The following is an 18,682-nucleotide window of genomic DNA, read 5'->3' on the forward strand; positions in this document are numbered from 1 at the left end:
CCACAGCGGTTATGCTCACAGCTCATTTAAGCGACGGGATGCCGCGTGACTGAACTCAATACCCTCTGGCTGACAGAAACCATCCGCCTGCGCGAAGAGTACGCCGGCCCTCTGGAAGACCTTGAAGCAAACCGACTGGCCCGCAGCACCGGCGGCGATTTGCCGTCGCGCATTCAACGCCGGGCCCTGTGGCTGGCCGAACGCGATGGACTGGCCGATGCTCTGAAGCACTGGCTGCAAGGCGCGCGATTGGCGCTGATCGCAATGGCGGTGCTGGCCGTGATCAGCGGCGCCGGCCTGGCCTTTGCGGCAATGGGCGACGGCCTGCACCCGGTGAATGTGTTCTGGGCCTTGGGCAGCCTGCTCGGGCTCAATCTGATCCTGCTGCTGAGCTGGGCCCTGGGCCTGGTGTTTGCCGGCGAACACGGCGCCAGCCTTGGGCGACTGTGGTTGTGGCTAAGTGAAAAACTCGCCCGGGACGCCAAAACCGCACAACTGGCGCCAGCCTTGCTGCTGTTGCTGCAACGCCAGAAACTCAGCCGCTGGGCGATCGGCGTGTTGGTCAACGGCTTGTGGTTGCTGGCGATGCTCAGCGCGCTGGTGATCCTGCTGACGCTGATGGCAACCCGGCGCTACGGCTTCGTCTGGGAAACCACCATCCTCAGTGCCGACACCTTTATCGCCATGACCCAGGCCCTCGGCGCGCTACCGGCCCTGCTCGGTTTCAGCGTGCCGACCGAGGAGATGATCCGCGCCAGTGGCGACGCCGCACTGAACATCGAAAGTGCCCGGCAGGCCTGGGCCGCCTGGTTGGTGGGCGTGCTGCTGGTCTACGGCGTTTTGCCGCGCCTGCTGCTCGCGCTGTTTTGCCTGTGGCGCTGGAAGTCGGGGCAAACGGCGCTGCGTCTGGATTTGAACCTGCCCGGCTACGCGCAACTGCGCGAGCGCTTGATGCCCACCAGCGAACGCCTCGGCATCAGCGATGCGGCGCCTGAGCAACTGCATCGCGTGGAAAGCGGCGTCAGCGAACAACAAAGTGATGGTGCTCTATTGGTCGCCATCGAGCTGGACGACGACCGCCCGTGGCCACCGCAATTGCCGAAAAACGTCAGCAACGCCGGCATTCTCGACAGCCGCGAATCGCGACACAAACTCCTCGAACAACTGAGCCGCTTCCCCCCGGCACGCCTGGCCATTGCGTGCGATCCACGGCGCTCGCCGGATCGCGGCAGCCTGGCCTTGATTGCCGAACTGGCCCGCAGCGCCAGCGCCACCCGCGTGTGGTTGCTGCAAGCACCGCCCGGCGAAGCGCTGGACGCCGAACGCCTGGGCGACTGGCACGTGGCGCTGCAACAACTGGAGCTGCCGTTCGCCGATTGCGCACCGATGAACTGGCTGGAGGCGGGTCATGACTAACCCTCTGAAACTCGCCGTGGTCGGCCACACCAACGTCGGCAAAACCTCGTTGCTGCGCACCCTGACCCGCGATGTCGGCTTCGGTGAAGTGTCCCATCGCCCCAGCACCACGCGACACGTCGAAGGCGCACGGTTGTCGGTGGACGGCGAGCCCTTGCTCGATCTCTACGACACCCCCGGCCTGGAAGACGCCATCGCCCTGCTCGACTACCTCGAACGCCTGGAGCGTCCCGGCGAACGCCTCGACGGTCCGGCGCGGCTGGCGCGTTTCCTCGATGGCAGCGAAGCCCGGCAACGCTTCGAACAGGAAGCCAAGGTGCTGCGCCAGTTGCTGGCGTCGGACGCCGGGCTCTACGTGATCGACGCCCGGGAGCCGGTGCTGGCCAAGTATCGCGACGAGCTGGAAGTGCTGGCCAGTTGCGGCAAACCCTTGCTGCCGGTGCTGAATTTCGTCAGCAGCACCAACCACCGCGAACCGGCATGGCGCGAAGCGCTGGCGCGGCTGGGCTTGCATGCCTTGGTGCGCTTCGACAGCGTCGCGCCGCCGGAGGATGGCGGGCGTCGACTCTATGAAAGTCTCGCCCTGCTGCTGGAATCTGCCCGGCCGCAACTCGAACGCCTGATCGCCGATCAACATGCCCAGCGTCTGGCTCGCCAACAAAGCGCCGAGCGATTGATTGCCGAATTGTTGATCGATTGCGCGGCCTTCCGACGCAGTGTGGTCAGTGAAGCCGAGCAGGAACAACAGGCGATCAATGAACTGCGCAAAGCCGTGCGCCAGCGCGAGCAGCGTTGCGTCGAGGCACTGCTCAAGCTGTACGCCTTCCGCCCACAGGATGCCGCCGCCAGTGATTTGCCGCTGCTCGATGGCCGCTGGGGCGATGACCTGTTCAACCCGGAAACCCTCAAGCAACTGGGCGTGCGCGTCGGTGGCGGAATCGCCGCGGGCGCCGCCGCCGGGGCCGGGGTCGATTTGCTGGTGGGTGGCATCACCCTGGGCGCGGCGGCATTGGCCGGGGCGATTGCCGGCGGCGCACTGCAAACCGCACGTAGTTATGGCAGCCGCCTGCTCGGCAAGATCAAGGGCCAGCGCGAACTGACGGTGGATGACAACGTGCTGCGGCTGTTGGCACTGCGCCAGCGGCAATTGCTGCAAGCGCTCAATGCCCGTGGGCACGCGGCGATGGACAGCATTCAGGTGGCCACGCCTCAGGACAAGAGCTGGCGCGAAGGCAAACTGCCCGAAGCGCTGAACAAGGCGCGGGCGCATCCGCAGTGGTCGTCGTTGAATCCGCATCCGAAGTTGAATCAGGCGGAGCGGCAGGAGCAGATCGAGGTTCTGGCAAGAGATTTGTAGGGGCTGATCCGGCGCCATCGCGGGCAAGCCCGCTCCCACAGGGTTTCTGGTGTACACAAGATCTGTGTCACCACAAATCATTGTGGGAGCGGGCTTGCCCGCGATGGCAGCGACTCGATTTAAAGGCTCACGGCACCAACAACCGCACCGCTTTTTCTTTCAAAACTGCCAGATCAATCACCGGCACATGCATCTCTTTCGCCATTTCATCCCACTGGCGCATGCGCAAGCTCACGGCACACAGCGGGTCCTGCTCGAACGCCTGCGCCTCTTCAGCCGTCATCACCCCACCCTGATATTCCAGGGTTCGGCGACTGGCTTCACTCAAGCGCTCGTAGTACCCCGGATCTTTCAGCGTCAGATAACGCTTGGCCTGCACGTGGTATTCGACCAGCCGCGCCATGCGCTCGCTGAAACCGGCGCGGCGCAGATAATCCGCACCCAGACGCTCATGGCTGACCACACCGAATCCGCCCATGTTTTCCGCGCTTTCGGCGCAGATATGCCCGATGTCGTGGAAGAACGCCGCCAGCACCACTTCATCGTCGAAGCCTTCGGCCATGGCCAGTTCAGCTGCCTGGGACATGTGCTCGATCTGCGACACCGGTTCACCGATGTAATCGCTGTCGCCAAAACGCTCGTACAGACTGAATACTTCGGCGACGACTTGCTCATTGCGCTCCATCAGATTTCCCCCAACACCGTAGCGACGTTTCGTTCGGCCATCGCCGGCCCGACACTCATGCCGACACCGGAGTGCATCAATGCCATGCTCAGGCCCTTTGCCGGACGCAGGAACGAGAACGGTCCCGGCCCCCGTGAACCATAGACCCCCTGCCAGCGTTCGACCACTTGTACCTTGCAGCCCAGGGTCTGCTCGGCCAGCTCGATCATCCAGTCGTCGACCTGCTCGGCATTGAAGGGTGACGGATCGCTGCCGTAATGGTGCGAATCACCAATGATCAATTCGCCATGGGGCGTCGGGCTGATCAGCAGGTGGATGCCGTTTTTGTGCAGGTGCGGCGCGTACCGCAGGATTTCTGCCTGCACCGCCGCGGCCTCCGGCAAATCGGCGAAGGCGCCGTAGTGCACGCAACTCAAGCCGGTGAGCAACGCGTGTTGTAGGTTGAGGTTGATTTGCGGGCGCGCGCGGAGCATTTGCAGGCGGCAGATTTGCGGCTCGAGTTCAGCGATCTGTTCGGCCAGCAACGTCTGATAATCGTGGCCGGAGCAGACGATGATCTGCTCGCCACTGAAGCTTCCGGCAGTGCTGTGCAGGCGGCCCGGCTCGATATCACGCACCAGGGTAGAAAAGTGAAACTTGACGCCCAGGTCGCGGCGCAGGAAATCGATCAGCGCCGGAATCGCTTCGCGCGAATACAGCTGCTGATCGTCCATACCGTGCAACGCAGCGCGGTGATGGCGGAACTGACCGCCGTACAAATCGCGCAGAGCAGCGCCGCGCAGCAGGTCGACACGGTAACCGTGTTCGACGGCGCGGCCCTCGCAGAAGGCTTCCAGCAACTGTTCTTCCGCTTCGGTGCGGGCGAACAGGTACGAGCCATTGCGTTTGAGTTGCAGGCCGGCGAGCTGCGCCCAATCGCCCCAGATTCCACGACTGGCGCGGGCCAGTTCCAGCATCGGTCCCGGCGGTTGGCCGGTGACCAGAGCCTGGCCGAAGTTGCGCACCGAAGCGCCAACAGGCGTTTCGCTGCGCTCGAAAACCGTGACCTTCAGACCGCGCTTGGCAGCGGCATACGCGTGGGACAAACCCAGGATGCCGGCGCCGACGATCAGCATGTCATTGTGTTGTGTCATCTAGAGGTGTCCTGAATTCGAGGCCGCCTTCGCGGGCAAGCCCGCTCCCACAGGTTTCGAGGTGCTCACAAAATCTGCATCCACCTTAGATCCCTGTGGGAGCTGGCTTGCCAGCGATGAGGCCCTGTCAGTCGATAAAAATCTTACTTGGCCGCCACTTTCTCGGACTTGCCGTCATAGCGCTTGCGCCATTCGGTCAGGATCTCGTCGCGGTTCTTCGAGGCCCAGGCAAAGTCGTTCTTGATCAGGCGCTGCTCGTAGTCGGCCGGCAGTTCGGTCTGCGGCTTGGCGATGCCAGGCTGGGCGAGCACGGCGAAGTTTTCTTTGTACAGCTCCATCGCTTCAGGGCTGGCGGAGAAGTCAGCCAGTTTCTTCGCCGCTTCTTCGTGGGCAGTACCCTTGATCACGGCAGTCGCTTCGATCTCCCAACCCAAACCTTCCTTCGGCAGGATGATGTCCAGCGGTGCGCCCTGACGCTTGAGTTGAACAGCCGGGTACTCGAAGGAAATACCGATCGGGAACTCACCGGCGGCAGCCAGTTTGCAAGGCTTGGAGCCGGAGTGAACGTACTGGCCGATGTTCTGGTGCAGGCCGTCCATGTAGGCCCAGCCCTGCTTCTCGCCAAAGGTTTGCAGCCAGGCGCTGACATCGAGGAAACCGGTGCCGGACGAGGCCGGGTTCGGCATGACGATCTTGCCCTTGTACTCAGGCTTGGTCAGGTCTTGCCAGCTCACGGGTTTGGTCAGGCCCTGCTTCTCGGCTTCGACGGTGTTGAAGCAAATGGTCGCGGCCCAGACGTCCATGCCGACCCAGGCTGGCGGGTTGGCCGCGTCGCGGTAGTTGGCGCCGATCTTGCCCAGGTCTTTCGGTGCATAGCTTTGCAGCATGCCTTGCTGATCAAGAATCGCCAGGCTCGAAGCAGCCAGGCCCCACACGGCGTCAGCCTGCGGACGGGCTTTTTCGGCCAGCAGTTTGGCGGTGATGATGCCAGTGGAGTCACGCACCCATTTGATTTCGACGTCCGGGTTGGCCTTCTCGAACGCCTCTTTGTAGGTTTTCAGTTGTTCGGCTTCGAGGGCGGTGTACACCGTCAACTCGGTTTTCGCCGCATAGGCGTTCAGGCTGAAAGCAGTGAGGACAGCAGCGGCCAGGGCCATAGGCTTGAACATGATCTTTTCCTGTTTTTTGAGTTGAGGGGTTGTGCAGATTCAATGACCGGGCGCGGTCTGCCGCCAGGCCTGTGAGCGGCGCAGCAAGCCGCGCGAAGCCCAGGCCAGCAGCAAGGACACGCCCGCCGAGGTAATCAGGATCAGGGTCGACATCGCTGCCGCACCGCCGACGTTGCCGGCGTCGTCCATGTTCAACACCGCCACCGCCGCGAGGATGGTGTCGGGGCTGTAGAGGAAGATCGCCGCCGAGACGGTGGTCATGGCCGAGACGAACAGGTAGCGCACGATGTCCAGCAGCGCCGGCAGGCAGATCGGCACGGTGACCCGCAGATAATGGCGGTACAGCGGCGCCTTGAGCGACAGCGCGGCGGCTTCGAACTCGGCATCGAGCTGACGCAGCGCGGTGGTGGCGGTCATTTGCGCGGTGGTCAAATAGTGAGCAATGGTGCAGACGATCAGCAGGGTCATGGTCCCGTACAGCACATGCAGCGGGTTGCCGGTGAGGTTGAAGAAGAAGACGTAACCCAACCCAAGCACCAGGCCCGGCACTGCCATCGGTACGAAACTGAGCATGCGCAGTGTCAGATTCAGGCCGCGCTGGCCTTTGGTTTTTTCCATCAGGTAGGCACCGGTGAAAATCAGCAGACTGCCGATCAACGCCGTGCCCAGGGCCATCTTCAGGCTGTTGCCGTAGGCCATCCAGCCACCGCCGGCGGTTTCGTTGAACTGATAATGGTTGAGCGACAGCGACAGGTTGTACGGCCAGAACTTCACCAGGGACGAGAACACCGCCATGCCGAACACCAGCAGCAACGCGGCGCAGATCAGCAGGACGATGGCCAGGTAGCAGCTGTCGCGCAGTTTCGACGGCGCGGGTTTGAACACTTGGGCGCGACCGCTCATGGAGTCGCCGTGGCGTCGACGCAACCAGGCATCGACTCCGAAACTGAACAGTGCCGGCAGCAACAGCACCATACCGATCAAGGCACCGCGACCGAACTGTTGCTGACCGACCACCGCCTTGTAGGCCTCCAGCGCCAGCACTTGGTAGTCGCCACCGACCACCACCGGCACGCCAAAATCGGTGATGGTCAGGGTGAACACCAGGCAGAACGCAGCGAACACGGCCTGACGGGTCGCCGGCCAGGTGATGCTGCGAAAGGCTTTTGCAGGACTCGCGCCCATGCTGGAGGCCGCGTCGAACAGTCGTGCATCGGCCAGGGACAGGGCCGACAACAGAATCATCAAGGCATGCGGGAAGGTGTAGATGACCTCGCCAAGCACAATGCCCCAGAAGCCGTAGATGTTGTCCGAGAGCAGGCCACGCAGCATGCCCTGGTTGCCGAACAGATAAACCAGCGCGATGCCGGGCAACATCGAAGGCGCCATCAATGGCAGCAGGGAAATGCCACGCCAGATGCCTTTGGCCGGAATCAAGGTTCGTTGCAGTGCGTAGGCAAACAGATAGGCCAGCGGTACGACTATCGCCGCAACGCTGAGGGAAACCTTCAGGCTGTTACCGAGCAACCAATGGAAGTTTTCGCTGGTCACCAGTTCTTTGGCGGCAATCCAGCCACCGCCCTGCCCGGCTTCGGCGCTGAAACCCCGCCAGAAGATCGCCAGCAACGGCATCAATACGGCAACGCCCAACAACACCAGCATGAGGACTTTGCCGCCGACCACGAACAACCGGTCACCGACCTCGGCGCGGGTGGCTTGCCGAACCTGCTTGTGCGGCAGCGGCAGGGCGATGTTCGCGCTCATCAGGCAAACACCTGCAGGCTGCGCGGCGGCAAGGCGACCATGATCTGCTGGGCGCCAAGGCGTGGCATGGCTTCCGGTGCCAGCTCCGCCAACAACGCATGCCCGGGCAATTGATCGAGTTCAAAGCTCATGCGGCAGCGGTTGCCGAGGAAGGTGATTTCGCGAACCTTGGCCGGGAACAGGTTTTCCTCGTGCACCAGCGGGTTGACGTTGATCGCTTCCGGACGGCAGAACAAACGGCCCGACGCGGTCTTGGCGCTACCATCGGCCAGGCGCACGTTCATCCCCCCGACCTGGGCGTGGTTGTCGCTGCTGCGCTGGAACGGCAACCAGTTGCCCTGGCCGACGAACTCTGCCACGAATGGCGTGGCCGGGCGGTTGTAGATTTCCTGCGGCGTGGCGTACTGCTCGACCTTGCCGTTGTTCATCACGGCGATGCGGTCGGCCATCAGCATGGCCTCGTCCTGATTGTGGGTGACCATCAGGGTGGTGATGCCGAGGTTGCGTTGCAGTTGGCGCAATTCGGTACACAGATGCTCGCGCACCCGGGCATCGAGGGCCGACATCGGTTCGTCCAGCAGCAACAGCGAAGGCGCCGGGGCCAGGGCACGAGCCAGCGCAACCCGCTGCTGCTGGCCGCCGGACAGTTGACCGGGATACTTTTTCTCGCTGCCGGTCAGGCCGACCAGTTCCAGCATCTGGCCGACACGACGGCGCACTTCGTCGCGACCGCTGCCGGCAAGGCCGTAGGCAATGTTCGCTTCGACGGTGAGATTGGGAAACAACGCGTAGGACTGGAACAGAATGCCGTAGTCCCGCGCCTGGGGCGCCAGGTGGGAAACGTCGCGATCACCCAGGTACAACTCGCCGCTGTCCTGCTTCTCCAGACCGGCGATGCAGCGCAGCAGGGTGGTCTTGCCACAGCCCGACGGGCCCAGCAGACACACCAGCTCACCGGCCGCCACGTCGAGGGACACGTTATCCAGCGCCGTGAAGGCGCCAAAACGTTTCTGTACACCTCGCACCTTCATCGGTGCGCCGGGGTTGGTCAGGGCAGTTGCGATCGGGTTGTTCATGGACGGACCTCATCTGGCAGATGGGGCCATCCTAGGGTTGTAATGAGTCCGTCATGTGGCAGTAAGGCAAAAACTGCCGATAGTGGTATTCAAGATTTTTGGTTATTCCTGTGCTGACTGGTCTACCGCCATCGCGAGCAGGCTCGCTCCTACAGGGGAATGCGGTCAACTGTAGGAGCGAGCCTGCTCGCGATGAGGCCAGGACAGGTAAAGAAGATCTCAGGCCGGAGCCATTTCCTGCGCCAACCCCAGAAACGCCGCTGGCAGCCGCGCGTTTTTGCGCTCCTTGAGGCAGTACAGGTATTCGGGAATCTGCGGCGCATTCTCGATGGTCAGCACCCGCAATTGCGGATCATGGGGCACTTCCTGACGGGCAATGATGCTGATGCCGATATTGCGCAGCACTGCTTCGCGGATCGATTCGCGGCTGCCGATCTCCAGCAGCGGGCCGAAACACACCCCGGCGCTGGCCAGCAATTCTTCGGTCAGGCGACGGGTAGTCGAGCCCGGTTCGCGCATCAGCAGGGTGTGCCCGGCCAAGGCGCCGAGCGGCACGTGATCGTGAACCGCCAGCGGATGATTGCGATGCACCGCCAACACCAGCGGATCGCTGCCGAGCACCCGGCGAACCAGTCGTGCGTCATCGAGCAACTGCGAGGACGCCGCGACATCAACCCGGTAATCCTCCAGTGCTTCGAGCACTTGCTGGGAGTTGCCGATTTCCACCGACACCTCCACCTGCGGCAAACGCTCGCGGAAGGTCTTCACCAGGTCGAGGATGTAATACGGCGCCGTGGCGGCAATGCGCAATGTGCCCTGGACCTGACCGCAGTTACGCAGGAAAAACTCGATGTCGGCTTCCTGCTGCATCAGCACCTTGACCATCGGCAGCAGCCGCGCGCCCTCTTCGCTGACGCTGAGGCGGCGGCCACCACGGTAGAACAGTTCGACCGAATACTGGCTTTCGAGGTTGCGGATCTGTGTCGTCACCGTCGGCTGGCTCAGGCCGAGCTTTTTGGCGGCCTGGGTAATGCTGCCCATGCGGGCCACCATGTAAAACGCCTTCAGCTCGGCACTCAGCACAACCTTCCCTCATCCTTTACTTGCGCAGCAGGCGCAAACCGTTGAACACCACCAGCAGACTCACGCCCATATCGGCGAACACCGCCATCCACATGGTAGCGAGCCCGGCGAAGGTTACCCCAAGAAAGATCGCCTTGATGACCAAAGCCAGGGCGATGTTCTGCTTGAGGATGCTCGAAGTCTGTCGCGACAGGCCAATGAATGCCGGGATTTTGCGCAAATCGTCGTCCATCAGGGCGACATCGGCGGTTTCGATGGCGGTATCGGTGCCTGCGGCGGCCATGGCGAAACCGATCTCGGAACGCGCCAACGCTGGGGCGTCGTTGATGCCATCGCCGACCATGCCGACCCGATGCCCTTGGGCATAAAGGGCCTCGATGGCTTGCAATTTGTCACCCGGCAACAGGTCTCCCTTGGCCTCGTCGATGCCGACTTGCGCGGCAATGGCCTGCGCGGTGTGGACGTTATCGCCGGTGAGCATCAGGGTCTTGATGCCCAGGTCATGCAACTGCCGGATAGCCTCGCGGCTCGATTCCTTTACCGTGTCCGCCACGGCAAACAGCGCCAACGGGCCGGACGAATCAAGCAGCAGCACCACCGACTTGCCCTGTTTTTCCAGGGCGAACAGTTTCTCTTCCAGCGCCGGCGAACACAGCCCCAGGTCTTCCACCAGGCGATGGTTGCCCAAATGGTAGAGCTGGCCGTTGATCTCACCGCGCACCCCGCGCCCGCCCAAGGCTTCGAAATTATCCACAATCAGCGTCGCGGTCTGGTTATCCACAGCCGCTTTGGCAATGGCCTGGGAAACCGGGTGATCCGAGCGCCTGGCCAGCGCGGCGGCAATGGCGGGCGCCGAGTCGTCGGCGGTCGGATCCAGCGACAGGTAATCGGTCTGCACCGGCTTGCCGTGGGTGATGGTGCCGGTCTTGTCCAAGGCCAGGTAGTCGAGCTTGTAACCGCCCTCCAGATAGACGCCGCCCTTGACCAGAATACCTTTGCGCGCCGCCGCCGCGAGGCCGCTGACGATGGTCACCGGCGTGGAAATCACCAGCGCACACGGGCAGGCCACCACCAGCAGCACCAGCGCCCGGTAGATCCAGTCGAACCACAACTCGCTCATGAACAATGGCGGGATCACCGCCACGGCCAGTGCCAGGACGAACACCGCCGGGGTGTAGATTTTCGAGAAACTGTCGACGAAACGCTGGGTCGGCGCCCGCGCGCCCTGAGCCTGCTCGACGGCGTGGATGATGCGGGCCAGGGTCGAGTTATCCGCCGCGGCGGTCACCGCGTACTCCAGGGAGCCGGCCTGATTGATGGTGCCGGCGAATACTTTGTCGCCGACGGTTTTCTCTACCGGCAGGCTTTCCCCGGTGATTGGCGCCTGATCGATGGTCGAGCGACCGGACAGCACTTCGCCGTCCAGGCCGATGCGCTCACCGGGACGCACCCGTACCCGTGCGCCGAGCCCGATGGTTTTGACATCCTGCTCAAGCCAGCTCCCGTCAGCCTGCAACACCGTTGCAGTGTCCGGGGTCATCTGCATCAGGCCGCCAATGGCATTGCGTGCGCGGTCGAGGGATTTGGCCTCGATCAACTCGGCCACGGTGAACAGAAACATCACCATTGCCGCTTCCGGCCACTGGCCGATCAGCACTGCGCCGGTCACGGCAATGCTCATCAGCGCGTTGATGTTCAGGTTGCGGTTTTTAAGGGCGATCCAGCCTTTTTTGTAGGTACCGAGGCCACCGCTGAGGATCGAAACCAGCGCGATAACCGCCACCACCCAGTTCGGCGCGGAAGCTGTGAAGTGGATAACTTCAGCCAGCAATGCACCAACACCGGATAGCGCCAAGGGCCACCACGGTTTTTTCCGAGGCGCCGGCGTCGGGGCTTCAGCACCCTGATCCAGCGGTTCGGCCTGCATGCCCAAGGACTTGATGGCCTCGACGATCGGCTCGACTCCGGAAAAATCGTGGGTCACGCCGAGCACCCGATTAATCAGATTGAACTCCAACTGGTGCACGCCGGTCAGTTTGCTTAGCTTGTTCTGAATAAGTGTCTGCTCGGTCGGGCAGTCCATTGCCTCGATACGGAAACTACTCAGCCTAGCGCCAATCGTCGGCGATTCGCTCAGTTTTACCAGCGCAGGCGCTGCCGCTTTAGATGAGCAGCAGGCGTCGCCGTGACCACCATGGTCATGTTTTTGCACGGGTTTGAGCTTGTGGCTGTGTTCGTGCTCAGCCCCGGGTTTGTGGGAATGCAGGGAATCGCTCATTGGTTGCGTCCATAAGAGTGCCTGTTGCCAAGTAAAGACCCTGTAGCCACTATAGGGTCAAGCACCCTTTCTGGAGTTTTGGAGATTGGCGTCATGAAAATTGGAGAATTGGCGAAACTCACGGACTGCGCCGTGGAAACGATCCGCTACTACGAGCGCGAGAGCCTTCTGCCGGAACCAGCCCGCAGTGACGGCAATTATCGCGTTTATACCCTGGCCCACGCCGAGCGCCTGACCTTTATCCGCAACTGTCGCACCCTCGACATGACACTCGAAGAAATCCGCAGCCTACTGGCGTTTCGCGACAGTCCGCAGGACCAGTGCGAAAGCGTCAACGCGTTGATCGACGAACACATCCACCACGTCAAGGCGCGGATCGACGGTTTGCTGGCCTTGCAGACACAACTGCTCGACCTGCGCCAACGCTGCGGCGAGGGGCCAGATATCGATCAATGCGGGATTTTGCAGCGGCTGGAAGTGAGCGGCGGGGTTGTGGCGACGGAGGTGGAGCATTCCCATGTTGGCCGTAGTCACGGCCACTGAATACAACACAAAACCCTTATAGGAGCGAGCTTGCTCGCGATGAATTCGAACGCGACGCACTCTTCCAGACAGTACGCGTCATCGTTCACGTCCATCGCGAGCAAGCTCGCTCCTACAGGTGAGGCGGCGTCAGGCTTCAGACCGCCATCGGCGCGGTCATCGGCGCGTGATGTTCGTAGCCTTCCAGCGAGAAATCGCCCGGCTCCACCAGCTCCAGCCATTCCGGCTGGTAAACACCCGTCTTGGCAAACTCCGGCACGCGGTCGGAAATCACCAGTTTCGGCATCGGGAACGGCTCGCGCTTGAGCTGTTCGTTGAGCATGTCCAGGTGATTTTCGTAGACGTGGGCATCACCGATGAAATAGGTGAACCAGCGCGGCGTGTAGCCGGTCAGGCGACCGATCAGGCTCAGCAGCGCGGCGCCTTCGGTAAGGTTGAACGGCGTGCCCAGGCCCAGGTCGTTGGAACGGATATAGAGAGTCAAGGAAATCTCCCTGGTCTCGACATTCGGGTGGAACTGGTACAGCAGGTGGCACGGCGGCAAGGCCATTTCATCGAGCTGGGCGCAGTTCCAGCCGTGGAACAGGATCCGGCGGCTGCCCGGGTCCTTGATGATGGTATCGACGCACTGGCGGACCTGGTCGATGGCCTTGTACAGCACCACGTAGGCCTGGCCATCCTCCTCGCCTTCGGCAATCTGGCGGTAGCCTTGCTTGAGGGTCTGCTCGATGGCGGCCGGGTTGCTGACCGGGATCTGCTTGTACGCCGGCCATTTGCGCCATTGCACGCCGTAGATTTCGCCGAGGTCGTCTTCGCCCTGGCGGAATGGGTTGGCCAGCCACTGGGCGTTTTCGTTGGCGTTCTGGTCCCAGACCTTGCAGCCCAGGGCGCGGAACTCGGCAGCGTTGTTCACGCCACGCAGGAACCCGCACATTTCGCCGATGGCCGACTTGAACGCCATCTTGCGCGTGGTGATCGCCGGGAAACCTTCCTGCAGGTCATAACGCAGCATCGCACCGGGAAAACTGATGGTGTTCACGCCGGTACGGTTGGCCTGTTTGGTGCCGTTCTTGATGACGTGGGCGACCAGTTCGAGATATTGCTTCATGAATTACCTGTGTCCTTGAACCCGCAACCATTGCTGCGGGGTTCGAATTTTATACGGCTGCCGCTGGAGTCGCCGGGGCGCGGTGATACGCCAGCCAGATCAGGAACAGCCCGCCGACGATCATCGGCACGCACAGCACCTGGCCCATGGTCAGCCAGTTCCAGGCCAGATAGCCCAGCTGGGCGTCCGGTACGCGGACGAACTCGACGATGAAACGGAAGATGCCATAGAACAGCGCGAACATCCCCGATACCGCCATGGTTGGCCGCGGCTTGCGCGAGAACAGCCAGAGGATCAGGAACAACGCCACGCCTTCGAGGGCGAACTGGTACAGCTGCGACGGGTGACGCGCCAGTTGCGCCGGATCGGTCGGAAAGACCATCGCCCACGGCACATCGGTTGCCTTGCCCCACAACTCGGCGTTGATGAAATTGCCGATACGCCCGGCACCCAGGCCAATCGGCACCATCGGCGCAACAAAATCCATCAGCTGGAAGAACGACTTGTTGTTCTTCTTGCCGAACCACAACGCCGCCAGCATCACGCCGATGAAACCGCCGTGGAACGACATGCCGCCCTTCCACACTTCGAAAATCAGCGTCGGGCTGGCCAGATAAGCGCTCAGATCGTAGAACAGCACGTAACCCAGTCGCCCGCCGACGATCACCCCCATCGACATCCAGAACACCATGTCGGAGAGTTTCTCCTTGCTCCAGGTCGGGTCGAAACGGTTCAGGCGGCGGGACGCCAGCAGCCAGGCGCCGCCGATGCCGATCAGGTACATCAGACCGTACCAGTGGATTTTCAGCGGACCGATGGCCAGGGCCACCGGGTCGATCTGCGGGTAAGGCAGCATTGCGACTCCTCGTTAGAGTTCAAATCTTAAAAATTCCCGGGCGACGCTGCCACCTCAGGATTAAGCCAGGATTGCGCTGTGCGTCAGAGCAGATGCTTCAGACTAGAAAGTTCAGACCGACGCAGAACAGCAAAGCGGCAAACAGCCGTTTCAGCAACTTCGGCGACAACCTGTGGGCCAGTCGCGCGCCCAAACGGGCGAACACCATGCTGGTCAGGGCAATGCCCAGCAACGCCGGCAAATAAATGAAACCGAGACTATGGGCCGGGAGCAACGGATCGTGCCAGCCCAGAATCATGAAACTTAATGCACTGGCCAGGGCAATCGGCAGACCGCAGGCCGATGAAGTGGCCACCGCTTGCTGCATCGGCACGCTGCGCCAGGTCAGGAATGGCACGGTCAACGAACCACCGCCAATGCCGAAAATCGCCGAAGCCCAGCCGATCACGCTGCCGGCCACGCTCAGACCGAGTTTGCCCGGCACGGTTCGGCTGGCCTTGGGCTTGACCTCCAGCGCCAGCTGAGCGGCGATCACCAGGGCGAATACACCAATGACTTTCTGCAGGTTCGGGCCGGAAATTGCTTCGGCCGTCAGCGCGCCGAACCCGGCACCGACCAGGATGCCGACGGTCATCCACATGAAAATCGGCCAACGCACGGCGCCACGGCGATGATGCTCGCGTACCGCGTTGACCGAGGTAAAGATGATCGTCGCCAGGGAGGTACCCACTGCCAGGTGCGTGAGGATCGACGGATCGAACCCTTGGGCCTTGAAGCTGAACACCAGCACCGGGACGATGATGATCCCGCCGCCCACGCCAAACAGCCCGGCGAGTACACCTGCACAGGCGCCGAGCGCCAGATAGAGCAGAAATTCCATGGTCGTCCCGCCCGCATCCCCAAAACCGGAGCGGCATGGTAACGGATGCATGGCCTCAAGCTCCACTGCGCAAGGCGATGGATCGATGAGCGATGTCTGCGTAGAGTGAGCAAAAAACACACAAGGACAGCCTGATGTGCCTGATTGTTTTTGCCTGGCGACCGGGTCATGCCCAGCCGCTGGTCGTGGCGGCCAACCGCGATGAGTTCTACGCCCGCCCCAGCCTGCCGCTGGCGCCATGGCCCGAAGCGCCGCACGTGCATGCGGGGCGCGACCTCGAGGCCGGTGGCACCTGGCTCGGTGTCGGTGCCAACGGACGATTTGCGGCGCTGACCAACATCCGCGATCCCCATCGACCGCCGGGGCGCAAGTCTCGTGGGGAGCTGGTCGCACGATTCCTGGAGGGGGATTGCTCGATTGATGACTATTTGGCCGACGTTGTCAGACGTTCGCCTGAATATGGCGGGTTCAATCTGTTGGTTGGCAACAGGAACGAGCTCTGGCACTTCAATGCCCGGGAGACGGAAGCGGTGATGCTGCAACCGGGAGTCTACGGCGTGTCGAACGCCGGGCTGGATACGCCGTGGCCGAAGTTGCTCAAGGCCAAGGCTGCATTGAGCGAGGTGCTGGATGATCCGCAGCCTCAGGCGCTGTTGGCGTTATTGAGCGATGCGCAGTCCGCGCCGTTTGCCGAGTTGCCGGATACCGGAGTGGGGCTGGCCACCGAAACGTTGTTGTCGAGCGTGTTCATTGCCAGTCAGAGTTATGGAACCCGGGCGAGTACGGCGCTGATTGTGCAGGCGGATGGGGCGCTGCATATGGTCGAGAGGAGTTTCGGACCGTATGGCGGGCATCTAGGGGAAGTGGAACTCAAAATTTGATCTGGCGCGGCCCTGTGGCGAGGGAGCTTGCTCCCGCTCGGCTGCGAAGCAGTCGCAATCCAGCTACCACAGTTTTTCTGAAAAACCGCATTAGCCGGATTAGGAGCGCTTCGCACTCCAGCGGGAGCAAGCTCCCTCGCCACAGGGGCCGTCAGCGTTTTAGAGAGGCTTGATTGCTGCCGGATTGATCATCCGCGCCAACCCGAGGTTCTTCAGCGCCAGTTGCAGCGAGCTGTGAATCACATGCGGGTTGTCGATGGTCATCAGCTCGGCAAGCAATTCCCTGGCCTTGCTCAGGTTGATCTGGCGCAGCATCCACTTCACTTTCGGCAAGTTGGTGGCGTTCATCGACAGGCTGTCGAAACCCATTGCCATCAACAGCACCGCAGCCGCCGGATCACCGGCCATTTCGCCGCAGATACTCACCGGCTTGCCTTCGGCGTGGGCATCACGCACCACGTTCTGCAGCGCCTGGAGCACTGCCGGGTGCAGGTAATCGTAGAGGTCGGCCACCCGCGGGTTGTTACGGTCCACGGCCAACAGGTACTGGGTCAGGTCGTTGGAGCCGACCGACAGAAAGTCCACCTGCCGCGCCAGTTCCTTGGTCTGGTACACAGCCGCCGGAATCTCGATCATCACGCCAATCGGCGGCATCGGTACATCGCAGCCCTCGTCACGCACTTCGCCCCAGGCACGGTGGATCAGGTGCAGGGCTTCCTCCAGCTCGTGGATGCCGGAAATCATCGGCAGCAGGATGCGCAGGTTGTTCAAGCCTTCACTGGCCTTGAGCATGGCGCGGGTCTGCACCAGGAAAATTTCCGGGTGATCAAGGGTGACGCGAATGCCGCGCCAGCCGAGGAAGGGGTTGTCTTCCTTGATCGGGAAGTACGACAGCGATTTGTCGCCGCCGATGTCCAGGGTTCGCATGGTCACCGGTTGCGGGTGGAACGCGGCCAACTGCTCGCGGTAGATCGCCAGTTGTTCCTTTTCGCTCGGGAAACGCTGGTTGATCATGAACGGCACTTCGGTGCGGTACAGGCCCACGCCTTCGGCACCGCGCTTCTGCGCACGCGCCACGTCCGCCAGCAGGCCGGTGTTGACCCACAGCGGCATGCGGTGGCCATCGACCGTCACACACGGCAGATCGCGCAGCGCATCCAGCCCGAGGGCCAATTGTTTCTCTTCCTCGACCACCTCGGCGAACTGCTTGCGCAGCACTTCACTCGGGTTGGTGTAAACCTCGCCGTGGTAGCCGTCGACGATCATCTGGATGCCGTCGACCTTGGAGTACGGCAGGTCGACCAGGCCCATCACCGTCGGGATGCCCATGGCACGCGCCAGGATCGCGACGTGGGAGTTACCGGAGCCGAGTACCGACACCAGGCCGGCCAGCTTGCCTTCCGGCACCTCGCCGAGCATCGCCGGCGTCAGTTCTTCGCTGACCAGAATGGTGTTGTCGGGGTAGACCAGGGTTTGCTGGCGCTCTTCCTGCAAATAAGCCAGCAAGCGACGGCCGAGATCCTTGACGTCCGAGGCACGCTCACGCAGGTAAGCGTCGTCCATCAATTCAAAACGGTTGACGTGATCGGTGACCACCTGGCGCAACGCGCCTTGGGCCCACTGGCCAGTCTTGATCACGGTGGTGACTTCGCTGCCCAGCGCGGCATCGTCGAGCATCATCAGGTAGACGTCGAACAAGGCCCGCTCTTCCGGGCGCAACTGCGTGGCGAGCTTGGCCGACAACGCGCGCATGTCGGCGCGTACGCCTTCGATGGCGGTCTTGAACAGCTTGAGTTCGGCCTCGATGTCGCTGATGGCCTTGTCCGGCACCACGTCCAGATCGGCCGGTGGCAGCATGACCACCGCCGTACCGACCGCCGCACCCGGCGAACCCGGCACGCCGACGAACTTGGCTTCCTGGATGCCTTTGCCCTGACGGCCGAGACCACGGATCGAACCGGTGGCTTCGGCGTGGGCGATAACGCCGGCGAGCTGCGCACTCATGGTCACGAGGAAGGCTTCTTCACCTTCATCGAACTGGCGACGTTCTTTTTGCTGGATGACCAACACGCCGACGACGCGGCGGTGGTGAATGATCGGCGCACCGAGGAACGAGGCGAAGCGTTCTTCACCGGTCTCGGCGAAGTAGCGATAGCGCGGGTGGTCCGCGGCGTTTTCGAGGTTCAGGGGTTCTTCGCGCGTACCGACCAGACCGACCAGACCTTCGTTGGGTGCCATGCTGACTTTGCCGATCGAGCGCTTGTTCAAGCCCTCGGTGGCCATCAGCACGAAACGGTTGGTCTCGGGATCAAGCAGGTAGACCGAGCAGACCTGGCTGCCCATGGCCTCTTTGACGCGCAACACAATAATCCCCAACGCCGCCTTGAGATCCTTGGCGGAGTTAACTTCCTGGACGATCTTGCGCAGCGTATTGAGCATGGCTCGGGGTCGAA

Annotated in this window: 15 protein-coding genes; 4 read left to right on the forward strand and 11 right to left on the reverse strand. The window is 62.2% G+C overall.

Annotation, left to right across the window (positions count from 1 at the left end):
- Positions 1-45: 45 nt before the first annotated feature.
- Both AC3IX1_RS27135 and AC3IX1_RS27140 read left to right on the forward strand, forming a co-directional pair.
- The gene (locus AC3IX1_RS27135; RefSeq protein ID WP_489386454.1) at positions 46-1,416 is read left to right on the forward strand and encodes a DUF2868 domain-containing protein; all 1,371 of its coding nucleotides are present in this window, start codon (positions 46-48) and stop codon (positions 1,414-1,416) included.
- A complete protein-coding gene (locus AC3IX1_RS27140) occupies positions 1,409-2,773 on the forward strand; it encodes a GTPase/DUF3482 domain-containing protein (protein ID WP_489386455.1) in 1,365 nt (454 codons plus the stop codon). The genes AC3IX1_RS27135 and AC3IX1_RS27140 overlap by 8 nt, the downstream gene beginning before the upstream one ends.
- A gap of 127 nt (positions 2,774-2,900) precedes the next feature.
- Here AC3IX1_RS27140 and AC3IX1_RS27145 read toward each other — a convergent pair whose 3' ends face one another.
- From AC3IX1_RS27145 to AC3IX1_RS27175, 7 genes are all read right to left on the reverse strand, one after another.
- Positions 2,901-3,458, reverse strand: a complete 558-nt coding sequence (locus AC3IX1_RS27145; RefSeq protein ID WP_489386456.1) for a phosphonate degradation HD-domain oxygenase — start codon at positions 3,456-3,458, stop codon at positions 2,901-2,903.
- Entirely contained in the window at positions 3,458-4,591 is a 1,134-nt protein-coding gene (locus AC3IX1_RS27150; protein ID WP_489386457.1) for a TIGR03364 family FAD-dependent oxidoreductase, read from the reverse strand. The genes AC3IX1_RS27145 and AC3IX1_RS27150 overlap by 1 nt, the downstream gene beginning before the upstream one ends.
- Positions 4,592-4,734: 143 nt before the next feature.
- Positions 4,735-5,760 (reverse strand): putative 2-aminoethylphosphonate ABC transporter substrate-binding protein, encoded by a 1,026-nt coding sequence (locus AC3IX1_RS27155; RefSeq protein WP_489386458.1) that lies wholly within the window; start codon positions 5,758-5,760, stop codon positions 4,735-4,737.
- A gap of 39 nt (positions 5,761-5,799) precedes the next feature.
- Positions 5,800-7,524 (reverse strand): putative 2-aminoethylphosphonate ABC transporter permease subunit, encoded by a 1,725-nt coding sequence (locus tag AC3IX1_RS27160; protein ID WP_489386459.1) that lies wholly within the window; start codon positions 7,522-7,524, stop codon positions 5,800-5,802.
- The gene (locus AC3IX1_RS27165) at positions 7,524-8,600 is read right to left on the reverse strand and encodes a putative 2-aminoethylphosphonate ABC transporter ATP-binding protein (RefSeq protein ID WP_489386460.1); all 1,077 of its coding nucleotides are present in this window, start codon (positions 8,598-8,600) and stop codon (positions 7,524-7,526) included. Before AC3IX1_RS27165 ends, AC3IX1_RS27160 begins: the two co-directional genes overlap by 1 nt.
- A gap of 219 nt (positions 8,601-8,819) precedes the next feature.
- Positions 8,820-9,683 carry a LysR family transcriptional regulator gene (locus AC3IX1_RS27170; RefSeq protein ID WP_489386461.1) on the reverse strand — a complete coding sequence of 288 codons (864 nt, stop codon included), beginning with the start codon at positions 9,681-9,683 and terminating at the stop codon, positions 8,820-8,822.
- 16 nt (positions 9,684-9,699) lie between these two features.
- Entirely contained in the window at positions 9,700-11,961 is a 2,262-nt protein-coding gene (locus AC3IX1_RS27175; protein ID WP_489386462.1) for a heavy metal translocating P-type ATPase, read from the reverse strand.
- A 93-nt stretch (positions 11,962-12,054) separates the two neighbouring features.
- Between AC3IX1_RS27175 and cadR the strand changes: the two genes are divergently transcribed.
- Positions 12,055-12,504, forward strand: coding sequence for a Cd(II)/Pb(II)-responsive transcriptional regulator (gene cadR / locus AC3IX1_RS27180; RefSeq protein WP_489386463.1), 450 nt, complete (start codon positions 12,055-12,057; stop codon positions 12,502-12,504).
- 136 nt (positions 12,505-12,640) lie between these two features.
- Here cadR and AC3IX1_RS27185 read toward each other — a convergent pair whose 3' ends face one another.
- The 3 genes from AC3IX1_RS27185 to AC3IX1_RS27195 all read right to left on the reverse strand — a co-directional run bounded on the left by AC3IX1_RS27185 (position 12,641) and on the right by AC3IX1_RS27195 (position 15,348).
- Entirely contained in the window at positions 12,641-13,612 is a 972-nt protein-coding gene (locus tag AC3IX1_RS27185; protein ID WP_150755062.1) for a thymidylate synthase, read from the reverse strand.
- 49 nt (positions 13,613-13,661) lie between these two features.
- Positions 13,662-14,468 (reverse strand): prolipoprotein diacylglyceryl transferase, encoded by an 807-nt coding sequence (gene lgt / locus AC3IX1_RS27190; RefSeq protein ID WP_489386464.1) that lies wholly within the window; start codon positions 14,466-14,468, stop codon positions 13,662-13,664.
- 97 nt (positions 14,469-14,565) lie between these two features.
- Entirely contained in the window at positions 14,566-15,348 is a 783-nt protein-coding gene (locus tag AC3IX1_RS27195; RefSeq protein WP_489386465.1) for a sulfite exporter TauE/SafE family protein, read from the reverse strand.
- Between the two features lie 134 nt (positions 15,349-15,482).
- On the opposite strand from AC3IX1_RS27195, the gene AC3IX1_RS27200 reads away from it, so the two are divergent.
- Positions 15,483-16,229 carry an NRDE family protein gene (locus AC3IX1_RS27200; RefSeq protein WP_489386466.1) on the forward strand — a complete coding sequence of 249 codons (747 nt, stop codon included), beginning with the start codon at positions 15,483-15,485 and terminating at the stop codon, positions 16,227-16,229.
- A gap of 159 nt (positions 16,230-16,388) precedes the next feature.
- Here the strand turns inward: AC3IX1_RS27200 and ptsP are convergent, their stop codons facing one another.
- Positions 16,389-18,668: a phosphoenolpyruvate--protein phosphotransferase gene (gene ptsP, locus AC3IX1_RS27205; RefSeq protein WP_489386467.1), complete on the reverse strand. Its 2,280-nt coding sequence runs from the start codon at positions 18,666-18,668 to the stop codon at positions 16,389-16,391.
- Positions 18,669-18,682 lie beyond the last annotated feature (14 nt).

This window comes from Pseudomonas sp. KH_046_2, from assembly GCF_057838985.1.